This window comes from Pseudomonas sp. zbq_18 (genome assembly GCF_043102245.1).
In the GTDB taxonomy this organism is placed as follows: domain Bacteria; phylum Pseudomonadota; class Gammaproteobacteria; order Pseudomonadales; family Pseudomonadaceae; genus Aquipseudomonas.
In genome coordinates, this window is the sequence record NZ_JBICIT010000017.1 from 75,667 (window position 1) to 88,682 (window position 13,016).

Here is a 13,016-nt window from a genome sequence, read left to right on the forward strand (position 1 = left end):
TGCAGGATCTGGCAGCAACCCTGGAGGAGCGAAGCGATGCAGACCATCGGCCTGATCGGCGGCATGAGCTGGGAGTCCACCCTGCCCTATTACCGGCAGATCAACGAAACCATACGCGAGCGCCTGGGCGGTCTGCACTCGGCCCGCCTGGTGCTGTACAGCGTCGACTTCCATGAGATCGAGCGCCTGCAGCACCACGGCGACTGGGCCGCCGCCGGCGCCCGCCTGGCCGAGGCGGCGCAGGCGCTGCAGCGTGCCGGGGCGGCGTTTCTGGTGCTGGCAACCAACACCATGCACAAGGTGGCGGATGCCATCGAAGCCGCCGTGGACATCCCCTTGTTGCATATTGCCGACCCGACCGCCGCCGCCATTCGCGCCGCCGGCCTGCAACGGGTCGGCCTGCTCGGCACCCGCTTCACCATGGAGCAGGACTTCTACCGCGAGCGCCTGCAGCAGCTTCATGGCATCGAGGTGCTGATACCGGAGGCCAAGCAGCGCGAGCAGGTGCATCGGGTGATCTACGAAGAGCTGTGTCTGGGGCAGATACGCCAGGCGTCACGCCTGGCCTATCGTCAGGTCATCGCGGACCTGGTCGAACGCGGCGCACAGGCGGTCATTCTCGGCTGTACCGAAATCGGCCTGCTGGTCGATGCAGCGGATGCCAGCGTGCCCCTGTTCGATACCACGCGCCTGCATGCGCTGGCGGCGGCCGAAAAGGCGCTCGACACCGATCAGCCAGGCGTTTGCTCGTAGGCCTCGGCGAACAGCCGCACGCGATCCCGTCCGGCGGCCTTGGCCGCATACAGCGCCTGGTCTGCCCCATGAATCAGGGCCGCAGAAGTGTGGTCGTCCACCACCCCCGGTTGCGGCAGGCAGACATTGACCCCGGCGCTCAGGCTCAGGTGCAACCAGGGCGCGCCTGCGTGCGGCAGAGCACGGGCCTGCAGTGCGCTGCGAATCTGCTCCGCCACCTGCACGGCACCGGCCGCATCGGTTTCCGGCAGCAGTAAACAGAACTCTTCACCGCCGTAACGGGCGGCCAGATCGGCCGGGCGCTGCTGCCCGGAGCGAATCACCTCGGCCACCTGGCGCAGGCACTCGTCGCCCGCCGAGTGGCCATAGATATCGTTGTACTGTTTGAAGAAATCCACATCGAACAGAATCAGCGCCAGCGGCAGCTGGTCACGAACGGCACGGGCAAGTTCATCGTCCAGGGCTCGCATGAGACGCCGGCGATTGGCCAGGCCGGTCAGCTCGTCCTCCAGCGCCTGGGTTTCCAGGCGCTGGTTGAGGGCATGCAGGGCATCGCGGGTCGCCAGCAGCTCGGCCTGGGTTTGCTGCCCCTGCTTGATGAGGTGCAACAGGTAAAAGCCAAACAAACCCAGCATGGTGGCCATCAGCCCCACCACTGTGATCTGGCGCAGGGAGTCGGCGCGCCATCCTGCGAGGATGTCGTCCTTGGCCGATCCGGTAATCACCACCAGCGGATGACCGTTGACCGTGCGATAGCTGAACAAACGCGGCACGCCATCACCGATCGACTCCAGCATGGCGGTACCCACAGGCTGTTGCTCCAAGAGACGGCTGAATATCCCGCCCTTGGACACATTGCTGCCCAGTGCATCCTCGCTGTAGGGCGAGCGTAGCAGGACGGTGCCGTCGTTATGCACCAGGTCGATCAGGCCATTGCTGCCGACATCGAACGTGGCATAGAAGCCGCTCAGAAAATCCACCGACAAGGTTGCCAGCGCCACGCCGAGAAAACGCCCCTGGGCATCCGCCACACGCCGGGACAGTGGAATGATCCAATCACCCGTGGTGCGACTGCGGATCGGCGCGCCGATGAACAAGTCATTGCCATAGGGCTGCTCGACATGGTGGCTGAAGTACGCGCGGTCAGCGCTGCTGATGTCACGCGGCGGCTGGCCGAACGAGCTGACCAACCAGCGGCCATCGGTGCCGTAGACAAACAGGCCATGCAACTCGGGCTGTTCCAGCACCTGGCGCTGCATCAACCGCTGCAGCCGCTGCATCTGCTCAGGGCCGGTGCCATCCACCTGCAGGCGCTCGATCAGGTCGCCCAGCACGATATCGGCTTTCTTCATCATGTCGGCGGTCTGCCGGGCCAGCGCCTGGGCCAGGTTGGAAGTATCCGCCGCGGCGGAACGCAGCTGTACCTGGCGTGCCTGCCAGATCAGCCAGCCATCGGTCAGCACCAGTGACAGGCAGACCAGCACCACGAAGGTACGCGCCAACGGCAACACCCGAGGCCGCTGCCACCAGCGCCACTGCTTCACGCCCGTGTCTGCACTACTGCCCATCCATTTGTGCCCGTGTCTCGTACCCGGATGACTCAACTATAGGAAAAACCACTCAGATGGAACGCCAAGCCAAGCAACGCGCAGACCAGCAGCACCTCGATAACCCCACGCTTGAACTTCAGCAGGGCCAGAGCCGCACCGATCGACAGCAGCGCCGAGAACCCGTCGAAAGCGCCGGCAAAACCTTGTGGCCAGAGCACATGGTAGGCAAAGAACAGTGCCAGGTTGAGAATCACCCCTACCACTGCCGCCGTGATGGCAGTGAGCGGCGCGGTGAACTTCAGCTCGCCGTGGGTCGACTCTACCAGCGGCCCGCCGATGAGGATAAACAGGAAGGACGGCAAAAAGGTAAACCAGGTAACCAGGCAGGCCGCCAGGGCTCCGCTGACAAAAGCCGAGTCGCCACCAAACAGCGGCTGTGCATAAGCGCCGACGAAAGCCACGAAGGCCACCACCATGATCAGCGGCCCCGGTGTGGTTTCGCCCAGGGCCAGGCCATCGATCATCTGGCCCGGCGTCAGCCAGCCGTAATGCATCACCGCACCTTGGTACACATACGGCAACACCGCATAGGCGCCACCAAAGGTCAGCAGCGCGGCCTTGGTGAAGAACCAGCCCATCTGCGTTAGCGTTCCCTGCCAGCCGAACAACAGCGTCAGCAGCCCCATCGGCAACAGCCAGAGCAAAGCCCCCAGCACCAGCAGCAGCGCCAGGCGTCCCCAGCGAAAGCGGGTATGCGGCGGCGGTGGCGTATGGTCGTCGATCAATGCCACACCGTAGGACGGGCTGCCGGCAGCATGGCCGCCCCCCAGGGCGAAGCGTTGCGGCGCCAGCTTGCCACCGAGATAACCCAGCACGGCCGCGCCCAGCACGATCAGCGGGAAAGGCAGCTGCATGGCAAAAATAGCCACGAAGGATGCCCCCGCGATGCCCCACAGCCAGCTATTGCGCAGTGCACGGGAACCGATGCGCAATGCGGCCTGCACCACAATGGCCGTCACCGCCGGCTTGATGCCGTAGAAGATGCCCGCCACCAGCGGCAAGTCGCCAAAGGCGATATAGACCCAGGACAGCACAATCAGAATCAGCAGCGACGGCAACACGAACAGCGCGCCGGCAATCACTCCCCCCCAGCTGCGGTGCATCAGCCAACCTATGTAGGTGGCCAGTTGCTGGGCCTCCGGCCCCGGCAGCAACATGCAGTAGTTCAGTGCATGCAGGAAGCGCCGCTCGGACAGCCAGCGCCGCCGCTCCACCAGCTCCTGATGCATGATGGCGATCTGTCCTGCAGGGCCGCCAAAACTGATAAAACCCAGCTTGAGCCAGAACAGCACCGCCGCGCCCCAGCTCAGCGGCAGCGGCTTCGTCGCCTCATCCATTGCTTGCATGATCGCCCCCCGTAAATTTCGCGCATGCTGCCATATCCGGGTGAAGCGGGCATGACGAATGGCATCTTCGGCCGGGACTTGGCCTGCACACCTGCATACACTAACGGCCTGTTTTCCCGACCGAGGCTCGACATGACTGAAGCATCCTCCACCGCCATCATCATCGGTGCCGGCCACGCCGGCGGCGAACTGGCCATCGCCTTGCGCAACGAAGGCTGGGCCGGGCGCATTCTGCTGCTCGGCGAGGAAGCCCACCTGCCCTATCACCGTCCGCCACTGTCCAAGGCCTACCTGGCGGGCAGCGTGGAGAAGAGCAGCCTGTCGATTCGCCCGCAGGCAGCCTATGACAGGGCCTCTGTCGAGTTTCTCGGTGGCGTGCGCGTCACCCGTATCGACCGCGCCAACCAGCGCCTGGAGCTGGCCGATGGCCAACAGCTGAGCTATGACAAACTGGCCATCGCCACCGGCGGCCGACCGCGCCCGCTGAGCGTGCCGAACGCCGCAGCCGCCGAACGCTGCAGCAACTTCCACTACCTGCGCACCCTCGACGATGTCGAGCACATCCGCGAGCAGATGAGCGCCGGCAAGCGCCTGACCATCGTCGGCGGCGGTTATATCGGCCTGGAAGTTGCCGCCTCGGCCATCACCCTGGGCTTGCAGGTGACCGTGCTGGAGGCCCTGCCGCGCGTACTGCAGCGCGTCACCGCCGCCGAGTTGTCGGCCTACTACGAGCGCAAGCATCGTGAAGCCGGAGTGGACATCCGCACCAACGTGCAGGTGGCTGATCTGGACGTCGCCGATGATGCGGTGACGGCCGTGATCTGCGCCGATGGCAGCCGCCTGGACACCGACCTGGTGGTGGTCGGTATCGGCCTGCTCGCCAATACCGAACTGGCCGCCGAAGCCGGGCTGGAAGTCGATAACGGCATCCTGGTCGACGAGCACGCCTGCACCAGCGACCCGCTGATCTTCGCCGCCGGCGACTGCACCAACCATCCCAACTCCCTGCTCGGCCGCCGCCTGCGCCTGGAGTCGGTGCCCAATGCCCTGGAGCAGTCACGCGTCGCCGCCGCCAACATGGCCGGCAAAGACAAACGCTACGCCTCGGTGCCCTGGTTCTGGTCCGATCAGTACGAGCTGAAACTGAAGATGGTCGGCCTGGCTGAAGGATTCGAGCGTCTGGTGCTGCGTGGCGACCCGCAGACCGACAGCTTCAGCGCGTTCTACCTCAAGGGCGACAAGCTGCTGGCCGCCGACACGGTCAATCGCCCGCAGGACTTCATTGCCGCCAAGCGTCTGGTGGCCGAAGGCATCAGCGTGAGTTCCGAGCAGCTGGCCGATGACAGCCAACCGCTCAAGGAACTGTTGCCGCCAGCCCAGGCCTGAGACGGCCACGGGGCCGGCATCTGCCGCGCCCCGTTACAGCTCGATCATCTCGAAATCGGCCTTGGATGCCCCGCAATCGGGGCACAACCAGTCCGCCGGCACATCCTCCCAACGCGTTCCCGGCGCGATACCTTCATCCGGCCATCCCAGGGCCTCGTCGTAGATGAAGCCGCAAATCACGCATTGCCACTTCTTCATATGCACTCTCCAGCCCCCGCACATAGCATAGAAAGTTGTCGCAAGTGCGTGGCGATAAAGGGCAATAGATAAACTTGTCAGCCATGTCAGCTTTCTCACAAAGCCCATGGTGGCTGGCTCGCCGGGGTGGAAATGATAAATCCAATAGCTATAATCAAACCCGTTATTAGCTATCTAAGTTTGATAGCCAAATACCCAACCTCAATATTTCTACCCATCTCTGGTGAACATGTGACGAAAGACGAACTGCGCGCCGAACTGGAGCGTCAGGCGCAACGTTACAAGGATGTTTATGGTGGTGAAGTCATCACCTACGCGGCCCAGCCCGACCCTGACCGCAAACCCTGGCGCAAAAAGCCCACGGTGCAGGATCAGGCCTTCCAGCAGGAAATCAAAAAGATCGAAGAGGCCCGCAACGCGGAGTGAGGCGCCGCGTCAGCGGCGCTTGCTACTGCCCAGCAACGAGCCCATCAAACCACGCACCAGTTGCCGGCCGATCTGGTTGGCAGCCTGACGTACCGCGGTTTTTACAGCCTGGCCGAACAACTCGCTGGCCATATCACCCAGTCCCTCGCTTTCAGCCTTCTTGGCCTTGGCCGGTTTCTCTGGTGGAGCCTCGACGGGTGTTTGCGCCTTGCGCGCCATGAGCATCTCGTAGGCCGACTCGCGATCCACCGCCTTGTCGTAACGCCCCGCCTGAGGCGAACCGCGCAAAAGCGCCGCACGCTCGGCCTCGTTCAGCGGCCCGATTCGCGATTGCGGCGGCGCAATGGCGACTCGCTGCACCATGGCCGGCGTGCCCTTCTCTTCCAGGGTGCCGACCAGCGCCTCGCCGATGCCCAGCTCGGTCAGCACACTGAGCGTGTCGAGTTCGGGGTTGGGGCGAAAGCCATCGGCCACGGCGCGCAGCGATTTCTGCTCCTTGGCGGTAAAGGCGCGCAGGCCATGCTGGATACGCAGACCGAGCTGGGCCAGAACATCGTCCGGCAGGTCGCTCGGCGACTGGGTGACGAAATACACGCCGACGCCCTTGGAGCGGATCAGCCGCACCACCTGCTCAAGCCGCTCCTGCAGCGCCTTGGGCGTATCGGTGAACAGCAAGTGAGCCTCGTCGAAGAACAGCGCCAGCACCGGTTTTTCGGCATCGCCGCGCTCGGGCAGCTGCTCGAACAGCTCGGCCAACAGCCAGAGCAGGAAAGTGGCGTAGACCTTGGGCGCCTCGTGCACCAGACGACTGGCGTCGAGCAGATGAATGCGGCCCCGCCCGTCACGATCCGGATGAAGAATGTCCTCCAGTTGCAAAGCCGGCTCGCCGAACAGCGCGTCGGCGCCCTGCTGTTCCAGGCTCGACAAGCGTCGCAACAGCGCCTGGGCTGAGGCCCCGGCAAAGAGCGCGCGATCCTCGCCGAGCAGTTCGGGGTGATCCTTGAGATGGTTGAGCAGCGCTTTGAGATCCTTCAGATCGAGCAGAAGCAAACCCTCTCGGTCGGCAACCTGGAAGGCGGCGTAGAGCGCAGCCTGCTGGCTATCGCTCAACTCCAGCAGGTTGCTCAGCAGCAACGGCCCCATCTCGGTCAGCGTGGTGCGCAGGGGGTGACCGCTCTTGCCGGCCACGTCCCACAAAGTCACCGGATAGGCCTGCGGACTGTGCTGTAGCCAGGGCATGCTGGCGATGCGCTCGGCCACCTTACCCTGGGGGTTGCCGGCGGCACCCAGCCCGCAGAGGTCACCCTTGATATCGGCGGCAAACACCGCCACACCAGCATCGCTGAACAGCTCGGCGAGACGCTGCAGCGTCACCGTCTTGCCCGTACCGGTAGCACCTGCCACCAGTCCATGACGGTTGGTCAGGCGCAGCGCCTGGGCAACAGGCTGCCCTTGCGGGTCAGCCCCCAGAACAAAACTATTGGTTAGCGGCATCTTGCCATCCCTCTGGCTAAAGCTTTACTGCAGTTATGTCGTTATAGATGTTGTCAGCAGGCAGTCCATCGCTAAAACATCAAACGGCGAATGCCAAGAAGACTGCTGCCAGAACTTACCGGACGCAAGCGCACATGACCCAGAATCTGAAGTTCAGCCACAAGATCCTGCTAGCAGCCTCCCTGGTTGTCATAGCTGCCTTCTCGCTGTTCACCCTGTACAACGACTATTTGCAACGCAACGCCATTCGCGCCGATCTGGAAAACGAGCTGGACAGCCTCGGCCAGGTTACCGCCAGCAACATCCAGAACTGGTTGTCGGGGCGCATTCTGCTGGTCGAAGGCATCGCCCAGTCGATCGACAGTGAAACCACCCCCGATGCCCTGGCGAAAAGCCTGGAGCGTCGCGTCCTGACCTCGACGTTCGACTTCACCTACCTGGGCTCGGCCGACGGCAGTTTCACCATGCGCCCCGACAGCGACATGCCGGATGGCTACGATCCGCGCACCCGCCCCTGGTACAAGGACGCCATGACCGCCGGTGGCTCGACCCTGACCGAACCCTATGTGGACGCCGCGACCAGCAAGCTGATCATCACCATTGCCACCCCGGCCGGCAGTGCCGGAGTAGTGGGCGGCGACCTGAGCCTGGACACCCTGGTACAGATCATCAACTCACTGGACTTCGACGGCATGGGCTATGCCTTCCTGACCAGTGCCGACGGCAAGATCCTGGTTCACCCGAACAAGGATCTGGTGATGAAAACCTTCAAAGAGATCTACCCCGAAAACACACCGCAAGTCACCAGCGGCCTTACCGAAGCCGAACTGGATGGCACGACTCGTATCCTGACCTTCACGCCAGTTCAGGGATTGCCCTCGGTCAAGTGGTACATCGGACTGTCCATCGACAAGGACAAGGCCTACGCCACGCTGCATGAGTTCCGCGCGTCGGCCATCGTCGCCACCATCATCGCCGTGGTCATCATCATGTTCCTGCTCGGCATGCTGATCCGTGTGCTGATGCAGCCGCTGCTGGCCATGGGCAAGGCCATGAGCGATATCGCCCAGGGCGAAGGTGACCTGACCAAGCGACTGAACGTGCAGAGCCGCGACGAGTTCGGCCAGATGGCCGGATCTTTCAACCAATTCGTCGAGCGTATCCACGGCTCCATCCGCGAGGTGTCATCAGCCACCCAGCAACTCAATGAAGTGGCCAAGCTGGTGGTCAGCGCCTCCAACTCCTCGATGGCCAATTCCGACGAACAGGCCAGCCGCACCAATAGCGTGGCTGCGGCGATCAACGAACTGGGCGCAGCCGCCCAGGAAATCGCCCGCAATGCCGCCGATGCCTCGCATCAGGCCTCCGACGCCCGTCATCTGGCCGAAGAAGGTAGCCAGGTGTTGCAGAAGACCATTGCGGCGATGAACGAGCTGTCCGAGAAGATCAGTGCCTCCAGCACCAATATCGAAGCCTTGAACAGCAAGACGGTGAACATCGGCCAGATCCTCGAAGTGATCAAGAGCATCTCCGAGCAGACCAACCTACTCGCGCTCAATGCCGCCATTGAAGCGGCCCGTGCCGGCGAGGCGGGGCGTGGCTTCGCCGTGGTCGCCGACGAAGTTCGCAACCTGGCCCACCGCACCCAGGAGTCGGCCCAGGAAATCCAGAAGATGATCGAAGAGCTGCAGGTGGATGCGCGTGAATCGGTCGGCACCATGACCGAGAGCCAGCGTTACAGCCAGCAGAGCGTGGAAATCGCCAACCAGGCGGGTGAACGTCTCGGCAGCGTGACCCAGCGCATCGGCGAGATCGACGGCATGAACCAGTCGGTAGCTACCGCGACCGAAGAGCAGACCGCCGTGGTCGACTCGCTGAACATGGACATTACCGAGATCAATACCCTCAACCAGGAGGGCGTAGAAAACCTGCAGGCCACCCTACGCGCCTGCGGCGATCTGGAACAGCAAGCCACCCGCCTCAAGCAACTGGTGGACAGCTTCCGTATCTGACGCCATCACTCGGACGCAGGCTGATCCTGCGTCCGTTTCAGCTCTTCTTCCTGCAATTTACGCCACAGCTCGGCCGCCTCGGCGAACTCAGTACCGTCGTTCTCGCTCAATGCATCCAGGTCGTAACGACGCACGCACCCCTCGCCAAGCGTCGGCGGCGGCGTGGCGGTACCAGGCTGTTTCATGGCGACTCGCCCTGAGCGTGACGACGCTCATGCTGGGCAAACTCCTTGACCGCCAGCAGCACGTCGTGACAGCTGATCTGTCCCAGCAGGCGCCCTTCCTCGACCACCGGCAAACGGCGGTGCCCACCACGCAACAGGCGCTCCGCCACCTCGATCACGCTGGTTTCCGGAGAGACGCTCTCCACCCGGGTGTTCATACAGGAACCAACCAGGCCACCGGTTTCTTCAAAGTAGGCACCGGAGAGGATTCCGCGCAGGCAGTCGGTTTCAGCCAACAGACCAATAAGACTGCCTTGCTCGTCCACCACAGGCGCGCCGGAAATACGGTGCTCAAGCAGCAGATTGATAGCACTGTAAAGGTCGGTATCGGCTTTGAAGGTCACCAGGTGCGTGGTCATGTAGTCACGCACCTTGATCGATTTGAGCATATCGTCCTCCTGCCGCGTGGCGACGGTCAGTCGAACACTACCGTCTTGTTGTCGTGTACCAGCACGCGGTCTTCCAAGTGATAGCGTAGCCCACGGGCCAGGGCCATTTTTTCGACATCACGCCCCAAGCGCACCATGTCTTCAATGCTGTCACGATGGGTGACCCGCACCACGTCCTGCTCGATGATGGGGCCGGCATCCAGCTCTTCGGTCACGTAATGGCAGGTGGCGCCAATCAGCTTGACGCCCCGCATGGAGGCCTGGTGGTAAGGCTTGGCCCCCACGAAGGACGGCAGGAAGCTGTGATGGATGTTGATCACCCTCCCGGCAAACTCCTGGCACAGCTGCGGCGGCAGAATCTGCATGTAGCGCGCCAGTACCACCGCATCGGCCTGGCACTCGCCCACTAGACGAGCCACTTCGGCGAAAGCCGGTGCCTTGTCCTGCGGGTCGACCGGCACATGGTGGAAGGGAATGCCATGCCATTCGACCATGCTGCGCAGGTCATTGTGATTGGAGATCACACAAGGAATTTCGCAGTCGAGTTCATCGCTGTGCCAGCGGTGCAGCAGGTCCGCCAGGCAATGCGACTCGCGACTGGCCATCAGCACCACGCGCTTCTGCTGGGAAGAATCGGTGACACGCCACTCCATGGAGAACTCACGGGCAATAGGTCCGAAGGCTTGACGGAAGCCCTCCAGATCGAACGGCAGGGAATCCGCCCGAATCTCGTGACGCATGAAAAACCAACCAGTCTGGGTATCGGAATGATGACTGGCCTCGGTAATCCAACCGTTATAGGTAGCCAGGAAATTACTGACCTTGGCGACGATGCCAACGCGGTCCGGGCAGGCGATAACCAGCCGAAAAGTGCGCATGAGAAAGAGACTCCAGAAACTTCGCGGGGCGCCATTCTAGGTTCTACGGGTAGAGGCGTCGAGCGAAGACACTTCTTATACAGCATCAGGCCAGGCGCCGGACAAGCACCGATTTAAAGATGACTGCCCCCACTAGAAACTTCAGCCTTCGCCAAGGAGTTCGCCATCAGGACAAGCTGCGTGCAACTGCACAACATTTGGAAAATCCTGCGCCCTATATTCAAGGTGTCGCGGCCGATAATAATCCCGACAAAAATTATCTGCGTTATTTACTTGATCAATACGCCTGTCTATTATCAGAACACTTTACATCTGCAGCTGACCACTCAAGGTAGAACAACATGTCTCTGATCAATGAATATCGCGCCACCGAAGAAGCCATCAAGGAACTTCAGGAGCGCCTGAAGAACCTTTCTCAAGATGACAAACTGAAGAAAGAGCTGGAGTTCGAAGGCAAACTGCGCACCCTGATGGGCGAATACCAGAAATCCCTGCGCGACATCATCGCCCTGCTCGACCCCGAAGCGGCCAAGTCCGGTAAAGCAACCCGCGCAGCCAAGCCTGCCAGCGGCAAGCGTGCGCGCAAGGTCAAGCAATACAAAAACCCGAACACTGGCGAAGTGATCGAAACCAAAGGCGGCAACCACAAAACGCTGAAAGAGTGGAAAGCCAAGTGGGGTGCCGACACCGTGGAAAGCTGGGTCACACTGCTGGGCTAAGCGTCATACCTAGAAAAAAGCCGGCAGACGCCGGCTTTTTTGTTTTCCATCAACCGCCATAACGCTGCTTAACAGACCCCAGGTGAGCCTGCCACGCCAACAATACAGCCTGTTGCTCCAGCGAAGCCTGCGGCCACTGCTCGGCAAATGCAGCGGCAAAGTTATCCAGGGTATTCGGCGCCCCTAGAGCGACATCATTCAGGCGCGCCCAGCAAAAAGACTTCCATGCCTGCTTTTCCTCTGCACTCAGAGAGTGCGGAAAGTTACGCGCCCGATAGCGGAATAACAGTTCCGGCAAACGCTCATCAGCGAACATCCACTGCTGGGAGGCCAACTCCTGCGGCGAAGCCTGGCGTACCTGCTCACACAACCTGCGATCACGATCGCCAATAAAGCCCGAATACAGTTGCTGTTCGGGATCAGTCAGCGGTTCGAAATCTTCACTGCCATATATATCCATCAGTTTTTCCTGCCACAACGGCAGCTGCCCACGGAGCAACTCGGCGCGCCGCTCATACTCGCCCATATCCAACTGCAGGCGTCCCACATCTTCCGCGCGCAATACCTTGAGCGGGGCAATTACCGGGCAACGGTTGATATGTAGGAGCTTGAGCGGCACCGGCAACTCACCCTCGGCCAACTCATCGCGCCGCGTGTAGAGGCGCTTGCGTAGCGTCTCAGCATCCAGCTCCAGCAGTGGTTGCAGGTCACTCTGCAGGTCACACACGATCAATGCATTGCGATTGCGTGGATGCCAGGCCAGCGGCAGGACCACGGCCAAATAGTGACGACTGCCGGCGAAACGCCCGGACACATGCACCAGTGGCTGCAGCAAGCGAACCTGTTCGGCCACCCTGGCTTTACTGCGCAATTGGTACAGGTAGTCATAGAGACGGGGCTGGCGGTGCTTGAGCAAACGAGCCAAGCCAATGGTCGCCCGCACATCCGACAGCGCATCGTGCGCCTGACCATGATCGATGCCATTGGCCACCGTAAGCCGTTCGAGCTTGAGCGAAACCCGCCCCTCCTCGTCCTGCGGCCATTCAATACCTTCGGGACGCAGGGCATAGGCGGCCCGCACCAGGTCGATCAGATCCCAGCGGCTATTGCCACCCTGCCATTCGCGGGCATAGGGATCGTAGAAGTTGCGGTAGAGGCTGTAACGCGTCACCTCGTCGTCGAAACGCAGGGTGTTGTAACCGGCCGTGCAAGTGCCTGGCATGGCCAGCTCGGCATGCACCCTGGCCATGAACTCGGCTTCAGCCAGCCCTTTTTCCTCCAGCACCTGCGGGGTGATGCCGGTAATTCGGCAAGCTGCCGGATGGGGCAGGATATCGTCGCCAGGACGGCAGTAGAGATTGATCGGCTCGCCGATCTCGTTGAGCTGCTCATCGGTACGAATGCCGGCCACCTGCAGCGGGCGATCACAGCGCGGGTTGATGCCGGTGGTTTCGTAGTCGTACCAGAAGATGCTGGAGCTCATGGGCAATCCTCGAACAGTCGGGTCGGCAGTCTAACAAAGCATGATATGGCTCACGCGCCCTGCTGACCGCACTTGCTGGCGCGTGGCCACTGTCGCTA

14 protein-coding genes and 1 pseudogene are annotated in these 13,016 nt (G+C 61.9%); 7 read left to right on the forward strand and 8 right to left on the reverse strand.

Features of this window, described 5'->3' with window-relative positions; translation table 11 throughout:
- The first annotated feature begins 36 nt into the window (after positions 1-36).
- Complete coding sequence (locus ACF8C6_RS13810) at positions 37-753, forward strand: aspartate/glutamate racemase family protein (protein ID WP_392499821.1); 717 nt, start codon at positions 37-39, stop codon at positions 751-753.
- Here ACF8C6_RS13810 and ACF8C6_RS13815 read toward each other — a convergent pair.
- Together ACF8C6_RS13815 and chrA are read right to left on the reverse strand one after the other, a co-directional pair.
- Positions 732-2,297 carry a diguanylate cyclase gene (locus ACF8C6_RS13815; protein ID WP_392499822.1) on the reverse strand — a complete coding sequence of 522 codons (1,566 nt, stop codon included), beginning with the start codon at positions 2,295-2,297 and terminating at the stop codon, positions 732-734. The two genes, ACF8C6_RS13810 and ACF8C6_RS13815, sit on opposite strands and share 22 nt — an antisense overlap.
- Before the next feature lie 56 nt (positions 2,298-2,353).
- On the reverse strand, positions 2,354-3,700 hold the full coding sequence (gene chrA, locus ACF8C6_RS13820) for a chromate efflux transporter (RefSeq protein ID WP_392499949.1): 1,347 nt from the start codon (positions 3,698-3,700) through the stop codon (positions 2,354-2,356).
- Between the two features lie 141 nt (positions 3,701-3,841).
- On the opposite strand from chrA, the gene ACF8C6_RS13825 reads away from it, so the two are divergent.
- Positions 3,842-5,095, forward strand: a complete 1,254-nt coding sequence (locus ACF8C6_RS13825; protein WP_392499823.1) for an NAD(P)/FAD-dependent oxidoreductase — start codon at positions 3,842-3,844, stop codon at positions 5,093-5,095.
- Positions 5,096-5,128: 33 nt separating this feature from the next.
- On the opposite strand, the gene ACF8C6_RS13830 is transcribed toward ACF8C6_RS13825, so the two are convergent.
- Complete coding sequence (locus tag ACF8C6_RS13830) at positions 5,129-5,293, reverse strand: rubredoxin (RefSeq protein ID WP_277691865.1); 165 nt, start codon at positions 5,291-5,293, stop codon at positions 5,129-5,131.
- 231 nt (positions 5,294-5,524) lie between these two features.
- Between ACF8C6_RS13830 and ACF8C6_RS13835 the strand changes: the two genes are divergently transcribed.
- Complete coding sequence (locus tag ACF8C6_RS13835) at positions 5,525-5,719, forward strand: hypothetical protein (RefSeq protein ID WP_277691863.1); 195 nt, start codon at positions 5,525-5,527, stop codon at positions 5,717-5,719.
- Positions 5,720-5,728: 9 nt separating this feature from the next.
- On the opposite strand, the gene ACF8C6_RS13840 is transcribed toward ACF8C6_RS13835, so the two are convergent.
- On the reverse strand, positions 5,729-7,213 hold the full coding sequence (locus ACF8C6_RS13840; protein WP_392499824.1) for a helicase HerA-like domain-containing protein: 1,485 nt from the start codon (positions 7,211-7,213) through the stop codon (positions 5,729-5,731).
- A gap of 134 nt (positions 7,214-7,347) precedes the next feature.
- Between ACF8C6_RS13840 and ACF8C6_RS13845 the strand changes: the two are divergent.
- Together ACF8C6_RS13845 and ACF8C6_RS13850 are read left to right on the forward strand one after the other, a co-directional pair.
- Positions 7,348-8,367 (forward strand): annotated as a pseudogene (locus tag ACF8C6_RS13845) (cache domain-containing protein); the annotation flags it as partial.
- A gap of 93 nt (positions 8,368-8,460) precedes the next feature.
- The gene (locus tag ACF8C6_RS13850; RefSeq protein ID WP_392499950.1) at positions 8,461-9,225 is read left to right on the forward strand and encodes a methyl-accepting chemotaxis protein; all 765 of its coding nucleotides are present in this window, start codon (positions 8,461-8,463) and stop codon (positions 9,223-9,225) included.
- Between the two features lie 5 nt (positions 9,226-9,230).
- Here the strand turns inward: ACF8C6_RS13850 and ACF8C6_RS13855 are convergent, their stop codons facing one another.
- From ACF8C6_RS13855 to purU, 3 genes are read right to left on the reverse strand one after another with little or no spacing between them, the layout of a single operon-like run.
- On the reverse strand, positions 9,231-9,410 hold the full coding sequence (locus ACF8C6_RS13855; RefSeq protein WP_392499825.1) for a hypothetical protein: 180 nt from the start codon (positions 9,408-9,410) through the stop codon (positions 9,231-9,233).
- A complete protein-coding gene (locus ACF8C6_RS13860) occupies positions 9,407-9,838 on the reverse strand; it encodes a CBS domain-containing protein (RefSeq protein WP_392499826.1) in 432 nt (143 codons plus the stop codon). Before ACF8C6_RS13860 ends, ACF8C6_RS13855 begins: the two co-directional genes overlap by 4 nt.
- Before the next feature lie 26 nt (positions 9,839-9,864).
- A complete protein-coding gene (gene purU / locus ACF8C6_RS13865) occupies positions 9,865-10,716 on the reverse strand; it encodes a formyltetrahydrofolate deformylase (protein ID WP_277691857.1) in 852 nt (283 codons plus the stop codon).
- A 119-nt stretch (positions 10,717-10,835) separates the two neighbouring features.
- Here purU and ACF8C6_RS13870 point away from each other — a divergent pair, with 119 nt between their 5' ends.
- The gene (locus ACF8C6_RS13870; protein ID WP_392499827.1) at positions 10,836-11,051 is read left to right on the forward strand and encodes a hypothetical protein; all 216 of its coding nucleotides are present in this window, start codon (positions 10,836-10,838) and stop codon (positions 11,049-11,051) included.
- A gap of 6 nt (positions 11,052-11,057) precedes the next feature.
- Positions 11,058-11,435, forward strand: coding sequence for a histone-like nucleoid-structuring protein MvaT (gene mvaT, locus ACF8C6_RS13875; RefSeq protein ID WP_277691856.1), 378 nt, complete (start codon positions 11,058-11,060; stop codon positions 11,433-11,435).
- A 49-nt stretch (positions 11,436-11,484) separates the two neighbouring features.
- On the opposite strand, the gene sbcB is transcribed toward mvaT, so the two are convergent.
- On the reverse strand, positions 11,485-12,918 hold the full coding sequence (gene sbcB, locus ACF8C6_RS13880) for an exodeoxyribonuclease I (RefSeq protein WP_392499828.1): 1,434 nt from the start codon (positions 12,916-12,918) through the stop codon (positions 11,485-11,487).
- Positions 12,919-13,016 lie beyond the last annotated feature (98 nt).